Annotated in this window: 16 protein-coding genes, 1 tRNA gene and 1 riboswitch; of the genes, 8 read left to right on the forward strand and 9 right to left on the reverse strand. The window is 56.4% G+C overall.

Annotated elements, in window-relative coordinates:
* The first annotated feature begins 79 nt into the window (after positions 1-79).
* Together BN1936_RS00495 and BN1936_RS00500 are read left to right on the forward strand one after the other, a co-directional pair.
* Positions 80-835 (forward strand): HNH endonuclease, encoded by a 756-nt coding sequence (locus BN1936_RS00495; RefSeq protein WP_148521167.1) that lies wholly within the window; start codon positions 80-82, stop codon positions 833-835.
* Positions 836-910: 75 nt separating this feature from the next.
* On the forward strand, positions 911-2,707 hold the full coding sequence (locus BN1936_RS00500; RefSeq protein ID WP_148521168.1) for an IS1634 family transposase: 1,797 nt from the start codon (positions 911-913) through the stop codon (positions 2,705-2,707).
* 174 nt (positions 2,708-2,881) lie between these two features.
* Here the strand turns inward: BN1936_RS00500 and BN1936_RS00505 are convergent.
* Both BN1936_RS00505 and gltX read right to left on the reverse strand, forming a co-directional pair.
* A tRNA-Glu gene (locus BN1936_RS00505) sits at positions 2,882-2,957 on the reverse strand.
* 110 nt (positions 2,958-3,067) lie between these two features.
* The gene (gene gltX, locus BN1936_RS00510) at positions 3,068-4,474 is read right to left on the reverse strand and encodes a glutamate--tRNA ligase (protein ID WP_022444649.1); all 1,407 of its coding nucleotides are present in this window, start codon (positions 4,472-4,474) and stop codon (positions 3,068-3,070) included.
* A gap of 173 nt (positions 4,475-4,647) precedes the next feature.
* A riboswitch (yybP-ykoY riboswitch) is annotated at positions 4,648-4,845 on the forward strand.
* Positions 4,846-4,901: 56 nt separating this feature from the next.
* Between gltX and BN1936_RS00515 the strand changes: the two genes are divergently transcribed.
* Positions 4,902-5,501 (forward strand): TMEM165/GDT1 family protein, encoded by a 600-nt coding sequence (locus BN1936_RS00515; RefSeq protein ID WP_049686395.1) that lies wholly within the window; start codon positions 4,902-4,904, stop codon positions 5,499-5,501.
* Position 5,502: 1 nt separating this feature from the next.
* Here BN1936_RS00515 and BN1936_RS00520 read toward each other — a convergent pair whose 3' ends face one another.
* Both BN1936_RS00520 and BN1936_RS00525 read right to left on the reverse strand, forming a co-directional pair.
* Positions 5,503-6,144 (reverse strand): epoxyqueuosine reductase QueH, encoded by a 642-nt coding sequence (locus BN1936_RS00520; RefSeq protein ID WP_022444647.1) that lies wholly within the window; start codon positions 6,142-6,144, stop codon positions 5,503-5,505.
* 107 nt (positions 6,145-6,251) lie between these two features.
* Positions 6,252-7,613 (reverse strand): OmpP1/FadL family transporter, encoded by a 1,362-nt coding sequence (locus BN1936_RS00525; protein ID WP_022444646.1) that lies wholly within the window; start codon positions 7,611-7,613, stop codon positions 6,252-6,254.
* Between the two features lie 342 nt (positions 7,614-7,955).
* On the opposite strand from BN1936_RS00525, the gene BN1936_RS00530 reads away from it, so the two are divergent.
* Positions 7,956-8,678 carry a YggS family pyridoxal phosphate-dependent enzyme gene (locus BN1936_RS00530; protein ID WP_022444645.1) on the forward strand — a complete coding sequence of 241 codons (723 nt, stop codon included), beginning with the start codon at positions 7,956-7,958 and terminating at the stop codon, positions 8,676-8,678.
* A gap of 9 nt (positions 8,679-8,687) precedes the next feature.
* On the opposite strand, the gene recG is transcribed toward BN1936_RS00530, so the two are convergent.
* Positions 8,688-10,748: an ATP-dependent DNA helicase RecG gene (gene recG, locus BN1936_RS00535; protein WP_049686396.1), complete on the reverse strand. Its 2,061-nt coding sequence runs from the start codon at positions 10,746-10,748 to the stop codon at positions 8,688-8,690.
* Positions 10,749-11,420: 672 nt separating this feature from the next.
* Here recG and BN1936_RS00540 point away from each other — a divergent pair.
* From BN1936_RS00540 to BN1936_RS00555, 4 genes are all read left to right on the forward strand, one after another.
* Positions 11,421-13,409, forward strand: a complete 1,989-nt coding sequence (locus BN1936_RS00540; RefSeq protein ID WP_049686397.1) for a fumarate reductase flavoprotein subunit — start codon at positions 11,421-11,423, stop codon at positions 13,407-13,409.
* A 19-nt stretch (positions 13,410-13,428) separates the two neighbouring features.
* Complete coding sequence (locus tag BN1936_RS00545; protein ID WP_022444640.1) at positions 13,429-14,232, forward strand: fumarate reductase iron-sulfur subunit; 804 nt, start codon at positions 13,429-13,431, stop codon at positions 14,230-14,232.
* A 296-nt stretch (positions 14,233-14,528) separates the two neighbouring features.
* Positions 14,529-15,929 carry an aspartate ammonia-lyase gene (locus BN1936_RS00550; RefSeq protein WP_049686398.1) on the forward strand — a complete coding sequence of 467 codons (1,401 nt, stop codon included), beginning with the start codon at positions 14,529-14,531 and terminating at the stop codon, positions 15,927-15,929.
* A gap of 206 nt (positions 15,930-16,135) precedes the next feature.
* Positions 16,136-17,473, forward strand: a complete 1,338-nt coding sequence (locus BN1936_RS00555) for an anaerobic C4-dicarboxylate transporter (RefSeq protein ID WP_022444638.1) — start codon at positions 16,136-16,138, stop codon at positions 17,471-17,473.
* A gap of 106 nt (positions 17,474-17,579) precedes the next feature.
* Here BN1936_RS00555 and BN1936_RS00560 read toward each other — a convergent pair whose 3' ends face one another.
* The 4 genes from BN1936_RS00560 to BN1936_RS00575 form a co-directional block, all read right to left on the reverse strand.
* Positions 17,580-18,806: a THUMP domain-containing class I SAM-dependent RNA methyltransferase gene (locus BN1936_RS00560; protein WP_022444637.1), complete on the reverse strand. Its 1,227-nt coding sequence runs from the start codon at positions 18,804-18,806 to the stop codon at positions 17,580-17,582.
* Between the two features lie 38 nt (positions 18,807-18,844).
* Positions 18,845-20,143, reverse strand: a complete 1,299-nt coding sequence (locus BN1936_RS00565; protein ID WP_049686399.1) for a glutamate-5-semialdehyde dehydrogenase — start codon at positions 20,141-20,143, stop codon at positions 18,845-18,847.
* Between the two features lie 80 nt (positions 20,144-20,223).
* The gene (gene holA / locus BN1936_RS00570) at positions 20,224-21,279 is read right to left on the reverse strand and encodes a DNA polymerase III subunit delta (RefSeq protein ID WP_022444635.1); all 1,056 of its coding nucleotides are present in this window, start codon (positions 21,277-21,279) and stop codon (positions 20,224-20,226) included.
* A complete protein-coding gene (locus BN1936_RS00575) occupies positions 21,263-21,787 on the reverse strand; it encodes an LPS-assembly lipoprotein LptE (RefSeq protein ID WP_022444634.1) in 525 nt (174 codons plus the stop codon). Before BN1936_RS00575 ends, holA begins: the two co-directional genes overlap by 17 nt.
* Between the last annotated feature and the right edge of the window lie 114 nt (positions 21,788-21,901).

Genomic DNA, 21,901 nt, shown 5'->3' on the forward strand with positions numbered 1-21,901 from the left:
AACAGAGGATGAGGTAACCCTGGCCTTAGTGCTCTACGTTCAGATGTCGTCGGGTCAGTACACGCATGGCAATCCTTATGTGATCAAACTCGCTCAGCAGATTGATAGAACTCCAAATGCGGTTGCACTGAAACTCAGCAATTTGATGAGGCTTGATCCGAAACATGCGAAGAAAGGTGTCTCGGGCATGAGTCACGGCAGCAAAATCGATGAGGCTGTGTGGCATCGTTACATCGGAGATGATCCCCAGACAGCGGATCTGACGCGGCTTTTTGACGCTGCGGAGCAGATTGGAGATGAGAGAGGAATTTCTGAGGATGCCTATGTCCCCGGTTTTAATGGAATCAAGGTTCCTGATCCGATGGCGAAGACGGAGCGGTTCTATCTATCAAAGACGCGTCTGCACCAGGATATGTTCAGAAATGCGGTTCTTTCATCCTACGGATGGAAGTGCGCGATAACGGGGCTCTCGGAGAGAGGCTTAGTGGAGGCAGCCCATATTAAGCCGTGGAAAGACTCCTCCGAGATGCGTCTGCAGCCTAGCAACGGCATTGCGCTCAGCGTGACGATGCACAGGGCGTTCGATAAGAACCTTTTAGGCATCTCACCTGACATGAAGTGTGAGTTTTCCGGCGAACTCCTGCGTTCTGTTGAGGAAGGGAGCGCTGCCGCGGAATTCTTGGCACAGCTTAATCATCAAAGCCTTCAGATGCCTGAGAAATTTCAGCCGAATCGTGATTTTCTCAGTGAGCGATATCGGGAATTCTTGATTACGGAAAGCCCAAACTCCCGGAACATAGCTCCGGGATTTTTTCATTCTGGAAAAAATTCCTAGTAAATTTAAATAGTTGAGATTGACATTAAGGGTAATTCTTGGTATTATAGTCTATAAATATTGATAAAGACTATTATGGCTCGACCAAGAACTCTACCAGACAACCATTTCCGTTTCTCCACCTTCAGAAAAGGAGATTCCACCTATGTTTATGGCTATAGAAATGAGTGGGATCCGGTGAAGAAACAGTCAAGAATTGCCAAAAGGATTTATGTCGGCACGCTCAATGAAGCAACCGGAAGACTTAGACTGGGCAAAAAGTACTTATCCAATCATCCTGAGTATGAAGGCAAGACGCTTTACTTTGAAAATCGTACCCTCGTTGAAAGATCCGAGCAGGATGCTGCAGAAGAAGTTCAACAGCGCGAGCAGTCATGGGCTTCAAACAACCTTTCTTACGCTGCCACCTGGGCCCTTTGGCAGTTCGCCTCCAAGAACCGAATTCTGCAAAACCTGCAGGCGGCGTTCGGAAAACAATTAGGAACCGGCCTTCTGGCTTTGGCCGTCTATCAGCTCTTAGACGGGGGCGCCATGAACGGCTATGAAGACTGGCTTCCCGACAACTGGCTTCCTGTAAGCGCTCCTTTAAGCTCTCAGCGCATCAGCGAACTGCTTGCTCAAGTCGACCATGAGGACATGGTTAATTATTTCCGTTTACGATTTGACCGATCCAAGCAGAATTATCAGAAATGGCTTGAGGAAATAAAACAAAAGGCTCAGAAGCAGGGCTCGGCCATGCCGCCTTCAACTCTGCAAAAGATGTATATGGCGCTGGACTCCACGGCAATAAGTACCTTCTCTATGACAATCGAGGATGCGGCTTACGGGCACGCCAAACAGAATCCTGAACTCAAACAGATAAACCTTACGCTTGCCGTGGATTTCTTGAACGGAGACGTCTGCTATGCCAGAGAAGACGAAGGCTCGATAACCGATAAGTCGGTCTACAAATCCATCCTGGCTCAGATGAAAAGCTACGGCTTTGATCTTGACGAGACAGTCCTGGTGACCGACCGGGGTTACTCTTCCCTAATGAATCTTCAGAATCTTTTTAATACCGATGTCAGCTTCGTCGCCGGCGTTCCTATCGTGGAAAAGGGTTTAAAAGATAAATTTACAAAGTTCCGTGAAGCACTTTGCGACCTCGCTTTTTACAACAGTGAGTATGAAGTTTATTGCCGAACCATAAAAGAAGACTGGAAGCAAAACACAGAGGCCGGCTCAGTAAATCGTGACTGCTTCGTGCATCTGTATCGGTTCCCGGAAATTGCGCTCTCTCAGCAGAAGCAGCTACTAAAGAAAATAGATAAGGTCTTAGATAAAAAACGCGATGGAAAAGTCGTAGATCGAGATGACTGGAACTTCGCTGCCCGCTTCATAACTGAGTGCAAAGAAGAGCAAGACGGCAAGGAAAGGAAAATATGGGAGAAAAACCTCGAGGCTCTCAGACTCTGGGAACGCACTGCCGGCTGCTTTGTTATCCGCAGCGACTGGCTCGAAGATCCGATCGAGGCTCTAAGAATTTACAGGCGCAGGAATATCGTTGAGGTGGCTTTCCGACAGTTTAAAGTCCTTAACGGAGGAGACCGACTGCAGGCAACCCAAACCTCTTACATGGGCAAATTGATGGTACACATAATCGCTCAGTCTCTGAGGATGGCTATAACAGTGCAGGCTAAAAAAAGAGAAACTCAGGAATTAAAACTCCCCGATAACTCGGTGGAAAAGTTACTGGCCGCATTGAAGAGGATCAGAGCGGTGAGGGCACCAACGAGAGCTACATGGGTTGTGGAGCCTCTGACGAAAAAAGCCCAAGACATGCTTGAGCTTTTAAACCTGCCTAAACCTCCCATGACGTTTAAGTCAATATAGAACTATGTCACGGGAGTTCAGGGTTCAAGTAGATTGAGCGAGAATTCAATCTACTTTTTATTTTATGCCGGAGTTTCCCGGCGCCAAATCAGGTCCAGTGAACTGTTTCATGTAGTCCTGTATGTAGTCCACGAAGTGGAGCCTGCCTCACAAGGCCTGAATTCATTGAATTTATGGCGTCCCCACAGGGATTCGAACCCTGGTTCTAACCGTGAGAGGGTTATGTCCTAGGCCTCTAGACGATAGGGACTTAACGATCCCGACAAGTTCAGAAAACTCATCAGTTGAGGAGTAAAACTATACCGAAAGAATCTCAGAAAAGCAAGTTTTACATCCCAACTGCGGTTTTTCCTCCCATATTTAGGCGAGGTTTTCGCGGAGACGGGAGATTACAGCGTCACGGCCGATGATTTCGAGCGTCTGATCGATCTGCGGAACCTTCTTGGCGGCAGTGGCAATCACGCGGATCGGGGTCGCGATCACGCCGAACTTCACCCCCTGCTCATCGCAGACGGACTTCAGCACGGCATAAATATCTGCGGCCTTCCACTCAGGGAGCGCTTCAAGCTTCTTCAGAGCGAGGCTTGCGGCTTCACGGCCTCCATTTTCAAGCGACTTTGCGATGTCTTCAGCGACCGGAGTGTAGGGGCCATAGAACACCATGGCGTCGTCAGCCAGTTCCTCGAGCGTCTGGGCGCGGCTCTTGAGGAGCGCGCAGACCTTCACGAGATCCGCCTTCGAGAGATCGCCGCCGCGGGCAACGATACGGTCCTTCACGAGATCGGCGAGGCGGCTGTCGTCCGCTTCCTTCATGTACTGACCGTTCAGCCAGGCAAGCTTCTTGAAGTCCATGCGGGCAGCGGCGCGAGAGCAGTCGGAGAGCACGAACACCTTCGCGAGTTCCTCGCGGGTGAATTTCTCCATGTTGCCGTGGCCCCAGCCAAGACGGGCGAGGTAGTTGAAGATCGCTTCAGGCAGATAGCCGGCCTTCTTGTACTCCGTCACAGCGACGGAGCCGTGACGTTTCGACAGCTTCTTGCCGTCCGGTCCGTTGATCAGCGGCAGGTGGCCGAAGATCGGAGGCTCTACGCCGAGAGCGCGGTACAGATTGATCTGGCGGGGCGTGTTGTTGATATGGTCAGCGCCGCGGATCACGTGCGTCATCTTCATATCAATATCATCCACCACGACCGCGAAGTTGTAGGTCGGGATACCGTCGGAGCGCATGATGACGAGGTCATCAAGCTCAGTGTTTGACACGGTGATCGGACCGTACACAGCGTCTTCCCAGGTCACATCGCCGTCATCCGGATTGCGGAAGCGGAGAACTGGCTTCACGCCTTCAGGCTTCACAAGGCCGAGCTCAGCGGCGCGTTCGGGTCTCCAGCGGCCGTCATAACGGGGCTTTTCACCGCGGAGCTTCTGGGCTTCACGCATCGCGTCAAGCTCTTCCTTCGTGCAGTAATCCCAATAGGCAAGGCCCTTCTCGAGAAGCGAATCCGCCACTTCCTTGTAGCGGTCCAGACGCTGCATCTGATAAACCACAGCGCCCTGGTTGTCGTAGTCGAGGTTCAGCCACTTCATCGAGTCCAGAATCACCTGGGTCGCTTCCGGGGTGGAGCGTTCCTGATCGGTATCTTCAATACGAAGAAGGAATTTGCCGCCAAAGTGGCGGGCGACAGCCCAGCAGTAGATAGCCGTACGGGCGGTGCCGAGATGCATCATGCCGGTAGGGCTCGGTGCAATGCGGGTGCGAACTTCAGTCATGTTTCTTAATAGTCCAAAGAAAAAACCCGGGGAGAATCCTGTGACCCGCTCCGGTTCTGAGTACAAAACGCTCCCTATTGTAAGTCGTGAGGGCGGTGAGTCCAATAGGGTGAGAGAGGAAGTGATGGAAAAAATCCGTTTTTTTCCGGGAGTGTTATTTTCCGGTACAATCCCTTTCCTACTTTGGGGAGTAGCCGCGCTGCAGACCCTGGACCGCCACTAAGAGCGGCAAGGCAGCGACCTGCGTCAACACACTTGGCTCCAGAAGCCATGGCGCAGGATTCAGATATCAAGACTGAACCGGCAAGACCAGAGACTCTGCTGGGTGCGTGGGATGAGACGCCGGTCTCTGCCGCCTGCAGGGTTTCTGTCTGTCAGGACCGGCTCAGGATCTACGGGGATCCTTCAATCTCCCGACCCCAGAATCATGCTTCAAACAATACTGCTCAGCATGGGCGCAATCACGCTCTCTGAAATTGGTGACAAGACCCAGCTGCTTGCTCTGGCTCTGGCCGCTCACTACAGAAAACCTATCCCGATCGTGCTCGGTATTCTCTGTGCGACACTCCTGAATCATTGGCTCGCCGCCATGCTCGGCTACTGGATCAACGCGTGGCTCACGCCGGAAATTCTGCGCTGGGTGCTGATTGTGTCCTTCATCGGCATGGGCATCTGGATGATGATCCCCGATAAGGATGACAGCGACGCGGAACACAGCCGCTGGAAGAAGTACGGCGTTTTTACAGCGACGCTGATCCTCTTCTTCCTCGCTGAAATGGGAGACAAGACCCAGCTCGCGACCATTGCGATTGCGGCGAAGGTCGGCACCGTCATTCCAGTGATGATGGGAACCACGGTCGGTATGCTTTTGGCGGACGCTCCCGTTGTCTTCATCGGTGACCGGTTCGCGAAATACATTCCGGTCCGTACGGTTCACATTGTGGCGGCGCTCGTCTTTATCGGCTTCGGTGTTGCCGCCTACTTTGCCGATCCCTGGTCATTCGTGCCGCACGTTCCGGCACCGTAATTCAGGCGGATTTTCTGACGGACTGAAGAACGGCGTCGATCTTTTCCCGCGCTGCTTCTTCGTCCTTTTTCGCCTGTTCGCTCTGGCGGGCCATGCGTTCCGCAAGTCCCCGCATCGAGAATTCGCAGCCGCAGTAGAGCTGGTTATAGAAGTGATTCTCGCGGATCAGAGCGCCCCGGCGATCCTGCAGACCGCCTTTTCTCCAGTTGCGATCCCAGTATTCAACCCCGGGGAACTGGGATGCGGCCCAGTTCCCGGCCTCCGCTACCTGATCAAGGCGCTTCCAGCGGCTTGAGGCGAGCGTGGTTGTGAAGCGGGAGAAACCCATTTCGGAAGCGACCTTCGCTGTCTGGTACAGCCGCACGCGGAAGCACTGCAGGCACCGGGCGCCGCGTTCCGGCTCATCTTCGAGCCCCTTCACTTTTTCGCGCCAGAAGTCGTGATTCCAGTCACCGTCGATAATCGGTACGCCAAGTTTTTTCGCGTATTCGGTGATTTCGTTTTTCCGGATCAGATACTCTTTTTCCGGAAAAATATTCGGATTGTAGTAATAGACAGTCGGTTCGTAACCGTTTGCCATCATCCACTCAAGGATCGCGCCTGAGCACGGGGCGCAGCAGCTGTGAAGGAGAATTTTTTCCATAGTGCGCGTATTTTACTGAGGAAGCAGAGAGGCCTCATGGCTTGAACCATGAGGCCTCTCTTTTTTCAGATGGAGGCCGCGGAAGAGGCGGCCCCTGAATCTGCGGATCAGAAGCGGTAAACGACGCCCGCGCCGACCATGTAGCAGTTCAGCTTGTCAAAGCGGCCGATCTTCTGGGAGTTCGCGTCCTGGGAGGCGTAGAGATTACGTTCGCCGATACCGTGGATGTGAGTCGCGGCGATATCGAACTGCCAGTGCTCGTTCATGCGGTAGGTCGCGCCAAGCGTCGCCCAGATGCGGTTTGCGTCCGGAATCAGAGCCGTACGGTAACGGGGATTCGCGATCGGGGAGCGGTCATAGGCAACACCGCCGCGGATCGTCCACTTCGGCGTGATATCGAGGTCGTAGCCGAGGGAGAAGAACCAGGAGTCGCGCCACTTCATCGGCACGTCAGTCTGGCTGTGGGGGAGTCCGCCCGCATTGATAATCAGGTTATCGAAGCTGCTCCAGTCGGTCCAGCGGATGGAGCCCGAGAGTCTCATCTTCGGGGAGTACTTCCAGACAAACGTAAGGTTCGCGTTCGCGGGAGCGTCCATCTGGGCGCCGCCATTCAGCGTCATTGCGCCCGACTGGGCGATGCCCATGACGTCAGCGAACGACAGATTCGCCTGCCGCATGGCCGCGATCATGCCCGCAGCCTGAGTACTGCCGGGATTCAGTTTGGCGTTCTGAGCGGCGGCAACAATGGCCTTCTGGCCAGCGGCATCCGTCGAGAGCTTCACCGTGCCGTGTGCCTTATGCGTGATGGCGGAGCGGTAGCCGAAACCCATGCGGAAGTTATCGGTGGCGGACCACATGCCGCCGATATTCCAGCCGTAGCCCCAGTCATCCGCGTCAAGACGCGAGTACACGTTCTGGCCGAGGAGGTTACGCTTCATGGACACCGTGGCGTCAATGTACTGAGCCGAGAATCCAGCGCCGACCGAGAACTTGTCGTTGATCTTCCAGGTCACGGACGGGTTGATGTTGATCGTGAGAAGCTTGGCATCGTAGCCGCGTTCAGCGCCTTCCCAGTTCTGGTTATAGGAGTCAGCGAGGCCGAAAGGCATCACGATGGCAAGCCCGCCCCAGATCTTGTCATTGAACTGGTGGGTCACCATCTGGTGAAGAATCGGGGAAATGCGCTTACGGCCGTTTTCCGTAGAACCATCAGTGCCCTTATAGGACATGTCCATGGCATTTGCCACACCGCCGAGTTGGACCTGAGTGCCGGAGAGCAGCGTCATGCCGGCGGGGTTATACCAGGTAGCCGAGAGGTCGTCCCCCATGATGCCTTCGCCAGCGAAAGCGCGGCCCAGACCCGTAATCGACTGCTCGTTAAGCTGGAAGCCGCCTGCGAAAGCGGGACCCGAGAGAGAAAGAACGGCAGCAGCCGCGGCTGTCAATACGATTTTTTTTCTGATGGTCATTTTCTGTTTTGAACGAGTAATGCGTTGGGGCGTCCGCTAAAATACAGGGACACTGGGTTTAATGATGGTAAGACCTGGAGCGAAGGTTATTCTATGAACCTGAAATAGCTGCAAAAGTGAATCTGTTTTAGGTAATAACCCTTGCGGTATCTTTATTAAATCAGCAGCAAAGCTTTTTTATTGCGACAGCTGATTGAATTTAAACGAGTAAATCTTACGGGAAATTTTTCTTCCGCAAATGGATTTCAGATGAGGCGGCTTGTCGCCCCTTCAGGCTAATCCCTGCGGAAGCCCCATGCAGACAGAGTTTTCCGTGACTGAATGGAGGGCAGGGAAGTCACTATGTCAGTGCTGAAGCCTGGGATTGAAGAAAGAGTGGCGGAAGTTCGAAGTCGGATCGAAAAAGCGTGCCTAGAGGCGGGAAGGAAGCCCGAAGAGGTGAAGCTTCTGGCGGTGAGCAAGACGTTTCCCGCTGAGGCGGCGCTCGCAGCGGCTCAGCTAGGACTCTTTTCTCTTGGTGAAAACTATGCCCAGGAGGGCTGCGACAAGGTGGACTGGTTCCGCTCGAATCATCCGGAGCTGCCGCTTGAGTGGCACTTTATCGGACCGCTCCAGTCCAATAAAACGCGTCCGGTGGCGGAACACTTCAGCTGGGTGCAAAGCGTGAACCGGATGAAGATCGCCGAGAGACTCTCATCCCAGCGTCCCGAGGGGATGCCCCCGCTTAACGTTCTGATCGAAGTGAATGTGGACGGAGAAGAAACGAAGAGCGGAGTAAAGCCCGAAGAGGCGCTGCAGTTCGCGCGCGATGTTGCCGCGCTTCCCAACCTGAAGCTTCGCGGTTTTATGGTGATTCCGACCCCGGAAGAGGATCCCGAGAAGCAGAAGGTGCCGTTCCGCGCCATGAAGAAGCTTTTTGATGAAGCCAACGCGGCTGGCCTCGGTCTTGACACGCTTTCCATGGGAATGAGCAGCGATATTGAAAGCGCCATCCAGTGCGGGAGCATGATGGTCAGAGTCGGAAGTGCGATTTTCGGGCCGCGCGATTACGGGCACGGCCACTGATTTCAACGCTCAGGCCTCAAGGAACCCCTCGCGGCCCGCGAACCAGCGTTTCGCGTGACGCAGTGCGGTCTCGGGGTCGTTCTTCAGCCATTCGTCTCCGAGTTCGCGTGCCATATCGAGCAGTTCGCCATCCTCCTCGAGGCTCGCGAACCGAAGCATCGGCACGCCGCTCTGGCGGGCTCCCAGGAATTCACCCGGTCCCCGAAGCTCAAGATCCTTACGCGCGATTTCAAAACCGTCCGTTGTATTACGGATGACCTGAAGCCTCGCCCTTCCGTTTTCGGAAAGCGGCTCTCCATAGAGAAGAATGCACCAGCTTTTAAGCGAGCCTCGGCCGATACGTCCGCGAAGCTGGTGGAGCTGCGCAAGCCCGAATCGCTCGGCGTGCTCAATCACCATGGTGGAGGCGTTCGGTACGTCGACCCCAACCTCAATCACTGTCGTTGCGACGAGGAGTGAAATCTCTCCTGCCTTGAAGGCCTGCATGACGGCATCTTTCTCCTGCTGAGGCAGTTCCCCATGCACAAGGCCTACCGTTACGCCGGGCAGGGCAGACTTGATTTCTTCAAAGGTTTCCTTGGCGGCTGTCAGCTCCAGCTCTTCATTCTCTTCAATCAGAGGGCATACCCAATAAGCCTGGTGGCCGCGGGAGACCTCACGCCCGATACCTTGAATCAGTTCTGGCTTCCTTGAAATCGGCATGATGCGTGTTGATACCGGCTGACGCCCAGGCGGGAGTTCATCGATAACCGAGACATCAAAGTCCGCGAGGTAACTCATGGCGAGAGTTCGCGGAATAGGAGTGGCGGAGAGCATCAGAAGGTGAGGCGTAAGGCCGTCGGCTGCAGCGGTACGGAGCGCCAGACGCTGCGAAACGCCAAACCGGTGCTGCTCATCGATAATTGCGAGACCAAGCTTATGGAAGCTCACCGCATCCTGAATAAGAGCATGCGTTCCAACAGCCAGCTGCGCGCGGCCGCTCGCGATGTCTTCCAGCATGGCGCGCCGCTCGGAGGCTTTCTGGTGTCCTGTGAGGAAGGCGATCCGGATTCCAAGCGGCTCAAGCCACTGAGAAATGCCCCGGAAGTGCTGTTCCGCGAGAATCTCGGTGGGTGCCATGATCGCCGCCTGATAGCCGCACTCAATCGCGCGGCAGGCGGCTAGCGCCGCAATCACGGTCTTACCTGAGCCGACATCGCCCTGAACCAGACGGTTCATCGGATGAGGGAGGGCGAGATCAGCCCCAACCTCCTTCCAGACCCGGGACTGGGCTCCGGTCAGGCGGAAGGGAAGACTGCGGATCAGATCGGAAGTAATCCGGCCGGACTTGGGCTCCGCAAGAACCGGAGCTACCGATTTCCCGCGAAGAACGCGCGAATGCCGGAGTGTGATCTGCTGCGCAAGAAGCTCATCGAGCTTCAGACGCTGCCAGGCTGGGCAGGAGTGGGTGTCAAGATCCGCAAGTGTCGCGCCGCGCGGCGGATGATGCAGATACTGAAGCGCGTCGCGGAGCGGCGGCAGCCGGAGCTTTGTCCGGATGGATTCCGGAAGAAGATCGGAGAGATCAACATCCAGTAATGCCCGTGCGATCCGCTTCCGGAGCCAGGGCTGCGTGATACCTTCTCCCGCGGGATAAACCGGGGTGAGCGTTGTCGGGAGATCGTCAGTCCGTTCAACCGCGCGCTTGATTCTCGGATGCACCATCTCGAGTGTCTGGTTCCAACCGGAACGCGGTTCACCGTAAAGCCTTACCCGGGCTCCGACCCTCAGCTGCTGAGCCTGAGAGGGGAAAAAGTGGATGAGACGCACCTGAAGCACACCGGTATCATCCTCAACGACAGCGGTGAGCGACCGGGGAGTCACCCGCTCGTCAATCACAACGCCTTCAATCTGGGCAGGGGACCCCGATACCAGATCCGCGATCGGCGTGATCGCGGTCTCATCCTCGTACCTCAGCGGAAGATGAAGCACATAGTCCCAGTCGTTTACTAGGCCGATCCGGGCAAGTCTCTCCTTAAGCGGGGGAAGCTTTTCTCCTTTTTTTCTCGGTCTGAATGTGGGAATGGGCATGCTACGAGATCCTAAGTTATGACTCTGCCGGCCTGACTGAGCCGGTTCTCCTGCAGTCTTCTAATTATGCCCTGAGCATCCGGAGACGTTTCAGATGGTCTCAGAAAGTGGGAATCATCATTTCCCGATGGTAAAACAACGCCGTAAGTATTAAGTGGATACCCTATAAACCTGAAGGGGTATGAATAATCCGGATGTAGTGGATGATAACTAGTTACAGAATGGCGGCGCGGAGAATACGGTTTTTTTCGTAAATCTCGCTTTTTCACTTGATATTAAGCGTTTTAAATGGGAAAATACGAGAACTTTGGAGCACAATTGAGGCTATAATACGGGTTATTCCTAGTAGTCCCAATGGCTAGGTAATCACTAGACTTCAGCCGAAAATCGCAGAGAGGTGGGTAGAATACCTACCGAATTGTGAAAGTCCGGTGGTAGCTACTTTAGGGTGAATGACCCTGTCGTCTTTCTCTCCCTAAGTAGGGATGAGGCCGGAAAGCCGGATTCGTTCGGCAAACACAGGTTTCTGTTCTTTTATTAACAGGAAGTACCTTTCAGCCGTTTGGCTGAAAGAGGCGGTCTCGGGTTGCTTAGAGACTGCCACTAAAAAATATGACCCGCGGGATGACTGAAAGGCCATCGCTGCAGGGCATCTTAGGAGACCAAGCAAACATGAAAATCATCTACACCGACGTACTGGTGATCGGTGCCGGTCTGGCAGGCCTTCGCATGGCAGTTGCTGTGCAGCGTCGCGGCCAGGACGCCATTGTCCTGTCCCTCTGCCCTCCGAAGCGCTCTCACTCTAAAGCGGCTCAGGGCGGCATGCAGGCCTCCCTCGGCAACATGATCAAGGGCCTTGGCGATAACGAAGATCTTCACTTCGTCGATACCGTCCGCGGTTCTGACTGGGGTGCGGACCAGGACGTCTGCCGTATGTTCGTGAATACGGCGCCGAAGGCCGCCCGTGAACTGGCTGCCTGGGGCGTGACGTGGTCCCGCATTACCGCCGGCGACCATCAGGTGATTATCAATGGCGAGCGCGTGACGATTACGGAACGCAAAGAGTGCCAGGGCCTTCTCCGCCAGCGTGACTTCGGCGGCACGAAGAAGTGGCGCTGCGTTTTCGCTTCCGACGGTACCGGCCACGCCATGCTGAATGCTGTGTCCGACCGCGTGATCGCCGAGCACATCCCGGTGATGGAGCGTGTTGAGGCTCTCGCCCTGATTCATGACGGCAAGCGCTGCTACGGCGCTATCGTCCGTGACCTCGTGACCGGTGAGCTGATGGCCTATGTGGCCAAGGCTACCGCCATGTCTACCGGCGGTGCCGGCCGTATCTACCGCGTGACCACGAACGCCGTGATCTGCGAAGGCATCGGTGCTGCTCTCGCCCTCGAAACCGGTGTCGCCGGTCTGGGCAACATGGAAGCCATTCAGTTCCACCCGACCGGCATTTTCCCGGCTGGCATTCTGGTGACGGAAGGCTGCCGCGGTGACGGCGGTCTGCTGCGTGACGTCGATGGCTATCGCTTCATGCCCGATGTCGAACCGGAAAAGAAGGAACTTGCCTCCCGCGACGTGGTCTCCCGCCGTATGGAAGAGCGTATTGCTCAGGGCAAGGGTGTTCACTCCAAGTATGGCGATCACCTCTGGCTCGATATCACGCTGCTTGGCGAACATCACATCAAGCACAACCTGCGTGAAGTCTATGACATCTGCCACTACTTCCTCGGCGTTGACCCGATCAAAGAGTGGATTCCGGTGCGTCCGGCCCAGCACTACACGATGGGCGGCATCCGTACCGACTACCGCGGTGAATCCCGTCAGCTGAAGGGTCTCTTCGCTGCCGGCGAGTGCGCCTGCTGGGATATGCACGGCTTCAACCGTCTGGGCGGCAACTCTGTTGCTGAAACCGTGGTTGCCGGCATGATCGTCGGTGAATTCATCGCTGACTTCTGCGAGAAGCCCGAGAACGAGATCGACCTTCCGACCTCTATCGTTTACGACTTCGCCCGTAAGGTCCAGGATGAGCTGAACGGCTTCCTGCACAACACTGGTAACGAAGACGCCGTCAAGATCCGCACCCGTATGCAGGAAATCATGACGAGCAAGATCGGCATCTTCCGTAACGAGAAGCAGATGAGTGAAGCTGTTGATGAACTCCAGCAGCTGCTTGAACGCTCCTACAACATCAGCGTGAAGAACGACATCGGCAACAATCCGCAGCTTGTGTACGCCTACCGTACCCGCAAGATGCTGAAGGTTGCTCTGACGGTTGCCTGCGGCGCTCTCGCCCGTAAGGAATCCCGCGGTGCTCACTCCCGTGAAGACTATCCGCGCCGCGATGACGTGAACTGGCTGAAGCGTACTATCACGACCTGGAAGGATCCGAAGTCCACCGTGCCGGATATCTCTTACGAGGATCTCGACATTTCGACGATGGAACTCCCGCCGGGCTTCCGCGGTTACGGTGCCAAGAACTACATCGAGAACCCCGAATCTGTCCGTCGTCAGAAGGAAGTGGACGACATCCGGGCCAAGATGGAAGCCGAAGGCAAGGATCGCTTTGCAATTCAGAATGCCCTTATGCCTTATGAGGACAAGCTCCCGAAGCGTCTTCGTGGACGCAATGAACGTACCTACGAACCTCTTGCTGACTAATTAGGAGCAGACAGAAAAAATGAGCAAAACCCAAACTGAAACCAAGCACCGTCTGCTTAAGATCAGCATCCTGCGTTACAACCCGCAGGATCCGGACAGTGTTCCGCACATGCAGACTTATGAGCTCGAAGAAGGCGACCGTATGACCCTCTTCATCGCTCTGAACGATCTGCGCGATGAACAGGATCCGACGCTGCAGTTCGACTTCGTCTGCCGCGCTGGCATCTGCGGTTCCTGCGCGATGCTGATCAACGGCAAGCCGGGCCTTGCCTGCCGTACGCTGACCCGCGATCTGCCGAGCGAATTCACGCTCGCCCCGCTCCCGGGCTTTGAGCTGATTGGTGACCTTTCCGTGAACACCGGCAAGTGGATGCGCAATATGTCTGAGCGTATCGAGTCCTGGGTTCACACGAAGGAAATCGATATCGATATGCGCAAAACTGAGGTTCCGATGGACCCGCAGCTTGCTGAAGACCTTTACAACCTCGACCACTGCATCGAATGCGGCTGCTGCGTTGCTGCCTGCGGCACGTTCCGTATGCGTCCGGACTTCGTCGGCGCTGTCGCGATCAACAAGATCGCCCGCTTCCGTCTCGATCCCCGTGACGACCGCAATGATGCTGACTTCTATGAAGTGATGGGCGATGACTCCGGCGTCTTCGGCTGCATGTCGCTCCTCGGCTGCGATGACTTCTGCCCGAAGCAGCTCCCGCTGCGTACGCAGATCGCCTTCATCCGTCGCAAGATGGCTGAACAGGGTATCAAGAACTACGATAAGGTTCTGCCGACCCCGAAGAAGCTGATCCCGATCAAGTCGATCTAATCGGCTGAAGTCTTAGCTTTAAGAAAAACCCCAGACCGTAAGGTCTGGGGTTTTTTGTGTCTTCGTTATTCGGGGTGGTACGCATTTGATCTATGTCACATACCTAATGGGCAATACACCCTAGATAGGAAATTAGTACTATAGTATGCCGCATAAGTAGTTTATCTTAGATAAAAGTAACCACCCTCCGGAAATAGAAGGATTACTCCGGTGAGCGGCCCGGCGCTGGCGGTCCGGTCTGCGGAAGCCAGTCTGGTTAACACAGAGCTTCGGCCCTGTTTTTATAGGAGTAGAAGATGTCCCGTATTGAGCATGATTTCCTTGGCGATCTCGAGATTCCTGATGATGTGTACTACGGTGTTCAGTCCCTGCGCGGCAAGGAAAACTTCCACATCACTGAGCATTCGATGAATGAAGACGAATACTTCATCAAGGCTTTCGCTCAGGTGAAGAAGGCGGCAGCCCGTACGAACAAGGAACTCGGCACGATCCCGGCGAACGTTGCTGATGCCCTGATCTACGCCTGTGATCAGCTGCTCGAAGGCAAGTACCGTGACCAGTTCGTTACCGACTGGCTTCAGGGCGGTGCCGGCACTTCGACCAATATGAACACGAACGAAGTGATCTGCAGCATCGCCTGCGAGAAGCTCGGTCTCCCGAAGGGCTCCCAGAAGCAGGTGTCGCCGAACGACCACGCGAACTTCGGCCAGTCCACGAACGATACGTACCCGACCGCTCTGCACCTTGCGATGTACTACCGCTCTGAGGACCTCCTCAAGGCTCTGCAGCAGCTCGTTCAGGCCTACTACAAGAAGGCTGACGAATTCAAGAACGTTCTGAAGATGGGCCGCACGCACCTCCAGGACGCCGTCCCGATGTCCATGGGTCAGGAGTTCCACGGCTGGGGCCGCACGATTGAAGACGAAATTGAAACGATCAAGGACGCGCAGAAGCACCTCCGCGTGATCAACCTCGGCGGCACCGCTATCGGCACGACCGTGACCTGCCACCCCGACTATCCGGCGAAGGCCGTGAAGTACCTCGCTGAACAGACCGGCATCGACTTCCATAACAGTGACGATCTGATCGCCGCGACGAGCGACTGCGGCGCCTATGTTGCGATTTCCTCCGCTGTTAAGAGCCTCGCTGTGAAGCTCACGAAAGTCTGCAACGATATGCGTCTGCTCGCCTCCGGTCCCCGCACGGGTCTTTCCGAAATCAACCTGCCGATGCGCCAGCCGGGTTCTTCCATCATGCCGGGCAAGGTGAATCCGGTGATCCCGGAAGTGACGAACCAGGCCTCCTTCCTCGCGATCGGTCTCGACACCACGGTGATGCTCGCTGCCTCCGCTGGCCAGCTTGAACTGAACGTGATGGAGCCGGTGATTTCGTTCGCTGTCTTCACTCAGATGAAGGTGATGACGAATGCCATGATCGCCCTGCGCGAGAAGTGCGTTGACGGTATCACGGTGAACGCCGAACACACGAAGGACCTCGTGATGAACTCCCTCGGCATCGTTACCCTCCTGAAGCCCCACTTCGGCTACATGCTCTGCGCTGAAATGGCCAAGGAAGGCTACACCGAAGGCAAGTCCCTCCATCAGATCGTCGTTGAAGAACGCAAGCTGATGACGGAAGACAAGTGGAACGAAGTGTTCTCCTTCCAGAACCTGATCGCTCCGAAGTTCGAGATGTAAAGAATTAGAAAACCGCCCCTCCGGGAAGCACTCACCCGGGGAGGCGGTCTTCTGATATCCCTGGGAGGTCACCCGGATTTTCCGCTCCTGGGGATCAGTTTTAAAAAGCCCGAAAAATACTTTGCACGGCAGCAGTCAGGCCGCAGCAAAAATAACTTCAAAGGAACTGGGATTCCGGAGCCGCTCCGGATGAACAGAGAAAACAGATGAGTATCGTGGTGATTCTGCAAATCATCGTCCTGCTCGGCGCAATTTTCATCGGCGTCCGTCTGGGCGGTATTGGTATCGGCTATGCTGGCGGCGCAGGCGTTCTCGTGCTCGGCCTGCTTCTCGGCATGAAGCCGGGCAACATCCCCTGGGACGTGATTCTGATTATTGCGTCCGTGATCTCGGCTATTTCCGCAATGCAGCTCGCGGGGGGCCTTGATTACCTCGTTCAGATTGCTGAAAGGATTCTGAGAAACAATCCTAAGCACATTAACTATCTCGCTCCTATCGTGACGTATGTTCTCACGATCTTCGCTGGCACCGGCCACACCGCTTTCTCCATGATCCCGGTTATCGTCGAAGTCGCCAAGGAGCAGCACATCCGTCCGGTCTGCCCGCTGTCCATCGCTGTGGTTGCCTCCCAGATCGCTATTACCGCTTCCCCGGTGTCTGCTGCCGTGATTTACATGAGCGGCGTTCTTGAACCCTTCGGCTGGAGCTACCCCACGCTGCTCTGCATTTGGCTTCTGACGACGTTCGTTGGCTGCATGCTCACCTCCTTCGTGATGAGCCACATCCAGAATATGGACCTCGACTCTGATCCGGTTTACAAAGAACGTCTAGCCAAGGGCCTCGTCAAGGCTCCGGATGCTTCCAGCATGAACAAGCCCCTCAAGCCGTTTGCCAAGCGCTCTGTCGCGATCTTCCTGATCGGCGTGCTCGCGGTTGTGTTCTATGCTTCCGCTATTTCTCCGGCTGTCGGTCTCATCAAGCATGTGGTTGTCGGCCGTGACGCCGCCATCATGAGCCTGATGCTCCTCGTTGGCTGCCTCATCACTGTCCTCTGCAAGATTGAACTCGGCAAAGTCGCTGACACCAGCGTTTTCAAGAGCGGCATGGTGGCCTGCATCTGCGTGCTGGGTGTTGCCTGGCTCGGTGACACTTTCGTGTCCGGCCACAGCGCTGAGATCAAGACCTTCGCTGCCGCGACGGTTGCTCAGTATCCGGCTCTGCTTGCAGTCGTGTTCTTCGTGGCTGCTATGTTCCTCTACTCGCAGGCTGCTACCGCGAAGGCCATTACTCCGGCTATCGTGGCTGCTCTCGGCATCACCGCTGCCAACACGGGTGATTCCTATATGCTGGTTGCCTGCTTCGCCGCTGTGAGCGCTCTGTTCGTTCTCCCGACCTACCCGACCCTCCTCGGCGCGGTCCAGATGGACGACACCGGCACCACCCGTATCGGCAAGTGGGTCTTCAACCACGCCTTCTTCCTCCCAGGCGTTCTCGCGATTGTGTTCAGCGTCGCGCTGGGCTTCCTCGTGACGAAGTTCTTCTAAGCTTCGCGATCATTCAGACCGGATCCATTCCGGTCTGAGAGTGAAGAAAGAAAAAAGCCAGCTTTCAAAAGCTGGCTTTTTCATGTCTGGAGATTCCCAGAGGCGATCAGGATTCGGTGTCAGACGAGGTTTCGATGGATGCGCTGTCCTGCTTCTTCACGCGGCGGTTTGACCCCGCAACGAGATCGAATTTGAAGAAACGGCATTCGAGGGGTCCGTTGAAGAGCACCGTCTTCCGGCCTTCCTTCAGATGCATTTCGCCCGGCAGGTGACGGTCAGATGTGAGCATCCAGGCGGTCCACCCGGCGAAGTTATGCTTCAGGTTGTCAGCGACGTGACGCATCATCGAACCAACCGTCGCGCTTCGGGGAGTCGACTGTTCGCCGTATGGCGGGTTAGCGACAATAATGCCGGGCTTCTCTGTCGGGGGGAGGACATTTCGCGCGTCGCATACCGAGAACTTCAGATTCCCGGATTCAAGCAGCCCGCCGAGGCCGGCGCGGAGCGCATTCGCCTCAGCCTTGCGTACAACGATCGAAGAAATATCGCTTGCCGTGATTGAGACCTCTCGGTGCAGGTTAACCTCACTCTTCGCGTCTTCGCGGAGTTCTGTCCAGAGTTCACGGTCAAAGTTAAGGAGCTTCTCGAAGCCGAAAGACCGGCTGATACCCGGAACCAGTCCGCAGGCGATGGAGGCCGCTTCAATAGCGATTGTGCCGGAACCGCAGAAGGGATCCAGAAGCGGCATATCAGGCGTCCACCCCGAAAGTTTGAGGAGGCCGGCCGCCATGTTTTCCTTCAGAGGGGCCTCACCCTTATCAGTACGCCAGCCGCGCTTGAAGAGCGATTCTCCCGAGAGGTCAATGTAAAGCGTGCAGTACTTTTCGTCGAGGAACGCCGCGATCTGAACATCCGGCGACTCGCGGCTGATGTCCGGGCGGGTGCCGGCGATCTCACGGAACCGGTCGCAGACAGCATCCTTGATGCGTAGCGTCGTGAATTCAAGAGACTTCAGCGGAGCGCGGTGAGCGGAAATCGAAATGCGGAACGTCTGATCCGGCGTGAAATAGAGCTCCCAGGGCGTGCGGCGGGCCTGCTCATAGATGTCGCGGCTGTCCCAGTAGTCATGGAAGGAGACCTCCATCATCACGCGGGACGCGATCCGGGAGCGGAGGCACGCGAGGTAGGCAGTCTCGATCGTGCCCTCAAACATCACGCCGGATGGCGTCTTGCGGGAGCGCTTCGCGCCGCATGCCGCGAGCTCTTCCTCGAGCACGGCCTCAAGTCCCCAGGGACAGGCGGCATAAAAGCGGTGGTTCTTCTTATCTTGCATTTTTTTCCTAACAAAAGGGGTTCCGGGCGGAGGCCGCTCTAGCGGCGGCCTTCGCCATGTCCGAGGACAACGAATTTCTGGCTGGTGAGCCCTTCAAGTCCGACCGGACCCCGGGCATGCAGCTTATCGGTGGAGATGCCGATTTCCGCGCCAAGCCCGTATTCGAACCCGTCAGCAAAGCGGGTGGAGGCGTTGATCAGGACGGAGGCGGAGTCCACTTCCCGCAGGAAGCGCTCGCCGCGCGTATAGCTGTCCGTCACGATGGCGTCGGTGTGGTGGGAGCCGTGTTCGTTGATGAAGTCGATCGCTTCATCGAGGCTCTCCATCACCTTGATTGAAATGACCGGCCCATTGTATTCGGTATCCCAGTCTTCGAGGGATGCGCTGATCGCGGCAAACCCTGAGTTCTGAATAATATCAAGGCTCGGATCGTCGGCCCGCATTTCAACTTTCTTATCGTGGAAGATCCGCGCGATGCGGGGGAGGAAGTCCGCGGCGACTCTCTCATGGACGAGGAGCGTCTCTGTCGTGTTGCAGGGTGAAAAGCGCTGCGTCTTCGCGTTATCCGTAACTTCAACAGCCATGTCGATATCGGCATAGGAGTCGATATACGTGTGGCAGATCCCGTTGAGGTGCTTGATCATCGGAATGCGGGACTTCTCCATGAGACGCGAGACAAGCCCCTTGCCGCCGCGGGGAATCACGATATCAACCCACTCAGGGTGGGTGACCAGCTGATCCACCATATCGCGGTCGGGCGTAGCCACAAACTGCACGGCGTCAGCCGGCAGTCCGGCTTCTTCAAGCGCTTCGGAAACAATTTTCGCGAGAATCCGGTTCGTACGGATCGCTTCGCTGCCGCCTCGTAGAATAGCCGCGTTGCCGCTCTTCAGCGTCAGCGCCGCTGCGTCCACCGTGACATTCGGGCGGCTTTCATAAATGATCGCGATCACGCCAAGCGGCACGCGCATGCGGCCAACCAGAATGCCGGAGGGCTGCGGTTCGAGCGACTGGATAGCGCCGATGGGGTCGGGAAGGTTCGCGACCTGAGCGCAGCCTTCCGCCATCTTCTTCACCGTGTCTTCCGTCACCGTAAGGCGGTCAATGAAGGCGTCCGGATACCCCTTGAGCTTTGCGGCCTCCAGATCTTCCCGGTTTACGGCCTGGATTTCTTCAGACCGCTCGAGGAGAAGGCGCGAAAGCGCGGCAAGCGCCTTATCTTTCGGCGCCCGGCGGGCAGCCGCCATCGGCTTCGACGCGGCGCGGGCGCGGGTCCCAAGGTCCCGCATATAGTCGAGCGCGGCGCGGCCCGATTCGTTTTCTGTCACTTCAGACATTTTTTCCTCACTTTTGCCCAGGAATACCCAGGCGGCGGCGTGGCTCTCAGGCCGGATGCGCGGGGCAGGAGCGGCTCCGGTTACCGGGCGATAAAGGACGCAACGGACTTCAGTTCAACCCAGGGATCCGTGTCCCGGGAAGGAACGGGGATCCCCTTATAGATTCTGTCGATATCCGCGCAGACGGTCAGCGCATTTTCGAGTTTCCTCGAACTGAGCCGTGAGGCACCTGAAGCGACCGCGTCTGCGATGTCACGGGGCCAGATCCGGAGTTCCCGGGCAGCGTTTTGAGCGGTCAGTCCTGACGCATCCATATGGTGCCGGACCGCGATCATCTTGCGGATATTTTCAGAGAAAAGATACATCAGAAGGGGCAGCGCTGCGCTCTGATCAAATTCGGCGCGGATGCCCTCAATCGCGCGGCACGCGCGGGCGGCATCTCCCTTCATAGCGGCGATCCCGACCGAAGCAAAATCGAAGCGCGAATTATCGAGCACTGAGCTCTGAACCTCTTCGAGCGTGAGAGGCTCTTTTCCTTCATGAAGGAGTGAGAGTTTCCGGACTTCCTGGCTCGCGGCGAGAAGGTTGCCTTCAGTCTGTTCCGCAAGGAACCGCATCGCGTCAGCGTCAGCCGACAGGCCCTCGCTCTTCAGCCTGGCGCGGAGCCAGGAGGGGAAAGATGCGATCGGCACGGGGTCACAGCTGACGAGAACCGCGCCTGAAGTGAGTTCCTTGAACCACTTGCTCTTCCGTACCCGCCAGTCGGCTTCAGGAACCGTCACAATCACGATGACCGCGCCCGGGTCTATCGGAGTGGAGCCAAGAGCCGAAAGCGCCGCGCTGCCGCGGATACCCGGGGAGGGGCTCGCGAGACGGATTTCCACTATTTTTTTTGACGCGAAGAGAGAGATCGCGGCAACCGCGACACTGATCTGATTCCAGTCACTGTTCGAGGACAGAGTGAGAACCTCACGCTCTTCGTAGCCGAGACCTCGGGCCGCAGAGCGGATCGCGTCAGCGGATTCAAGAGCGAGCAGTGGCTCCTCGTCCGCGATCACCCAGAGCGGAGCGATTCCGCCCCGCTTGGCGTCTGAGGTGAGTCTCGGACCGAGCGACGCGCTACTTAGCTGCTGCATGGGCCTTCGCCTTTGCGGCTTCGATGCGGCGCATCAGCTGCACCACGATATCCCGCTCGATATCACGGTAAAGCGTTGCTTCCTCGGTCTCACGCGAGAGATAGTTGCGGATCGTGTACGGAAGGTCGCGGCGGGCGGAAAGCGTCGTGGGCGGGAGATATTCGTAGCCATCAGGCGCAGCAAGCTTGAAGGTCACATCCCAGCCGAGACGGTATTCGCGGGCATCGCCGATATCGTTATAAGTCTGCACCACGCGGAACCGGGACTGAGACACGATCGAAAGGATCGCGTCAGCGTCTGCCATCTGATCCACGACACGGGCATTGGTTTCCGCATTGATGTGGCGGCGCAGCTCCCACTTCAGCGTCGACTGATCGCTCATCTGCAGGTACACGGTCTCAAACGGAACAGTGAACCGGCCGCGGGGCCTGAAACCGCACCCGGTAAGAGCGAGCGATGCGGCGGCCGCGGCAAGAAGCGCGCGGCGATTGAGACCGGTGGTATGCATAAGCGGAAATTCCTTCTTTTCGCGGCGGTGTAAGAACATCCCTACATTATACGGAGAGGGGGCGAGGGTGAAATGCGAAAGAAAAGCCCCAGTCGGGGATTCCCGGCTGGGGCT

It is taken from the genome of Dakarella massiliensis, assembly GCF_001182045.1.
In the GTDB taxonomy this organism is placed as follows: domain Bacteria; phylum Pseudomonadota; class Gammaproteobacteria; order Burkholderiales; family Burkholderiaceae_F; genus Mesosutterella; species Mesosutterella massiliensis.

Bases quoted from the DNA above. Each gene is read 5' to 3' on its own strand.
- BN1936_RS00500 (WP_148521168.1), top strand. From the start codon at position 911: ATGGCTCGACCAAGAACTCTACCAGACAACCATTTCCGTTTCTCCACC.
- gltX (WP_022444649.1), bottom strand. From the start codon at position 4,474: ATGACTGAAGTTCGCACCCGCATTGCACCGAGCCCTACCGGCATGATG.
- BN1936_RS00515 (WP_049686395.1), top strand. From the start codon at position 4,902: ATGCTTCAAACAATACTGCTCAGCATGGGCGCAATCACGCTCTCTGAA.
- BN1936_RS00520 (WP_022444647.1), bottom strand. From the start codon at position 6,144: ATGGAAAAAATTCTCCTTCACAGCTGCTGCGCCCCGTGCTCAGGCGCG.
- BN1936_RS00525 (WP_022444646.1), bottom strand. From the start codon at position 7,613: ATGACCATCAGAAAAAAAATCGTATTGACAGCCGCGGCTGCTGCCGTT.
- BN1936_RS00530 (WP_022444645.1), top strand. From the start codon at position 7,956: ATGTCAGTGCTGAAGCCTGGGATTGAAGAAAGAGTGGCGGAAGTTCGA.
- recG (WP_049686396.1), bottom strand. From the start codon at position 10,748: ATGCCCATTCCCACATTCAGACCGAGAAAAAAAGGAGAAAAGCTTCCC.
- BN1936_RS00540 (WP_049686397.1), top strand. From the start codon at position 11,421: ATGAAAATCATCTACACCGACGTACTGGTGATCGGTGCCGGTCTGGCA.
- BN1936_RS00545 (WP_022444640.1), top strand. From the start codon at position 13,429: ATGAGCAAAACCCAAACTGAAACCAAGCACCGTCTGCTTAAGATCAGC.
- BN1936_RS00550 (WP_049686398.1), top strand. From the start codon at position 14,529: ATGTCCCGTATTGAGCATGATTTCCTTGGCGATCTCGAGATTCCTGAT.
- BN1936_RS00555 (WP_022444638.1), top strand. From the start codon at position 16,136: ATGAGTATCGTGGTGATTCTGCAAATCATCGTCCTGCTCGGCGCAATT.
- BN1936_RS00560 (WP_022444637.1), bottom strand. From the start codon at position 18,806: ATGCAAGATAAGAAGAACCACCGCTTTTATGCCGCCTGTCCCTGGGGA.
- BN1936_RS00565 (WP_049686399.1), bottom strand. From the start codon at position 20,143: ATGTCTGAAGTGACAGAAAACGAATCGGGCCGCGCCGCGCTCGACTAT.
- holA (WP_022444635.1), bottom strand. From the start codon at position 21,279: ATGCAGCAGCTAAGTAGCGCGTCGCTCGGTCCGAGACTCACCTCAGAC.
- BN1936_RS00575 (WP_022444634.1), bottom strand. From the start codon at position 21,787: ATGCATACCACCGGTCTCAATCGCCGCGCGCTTCTTGCCGCGGCCGCC.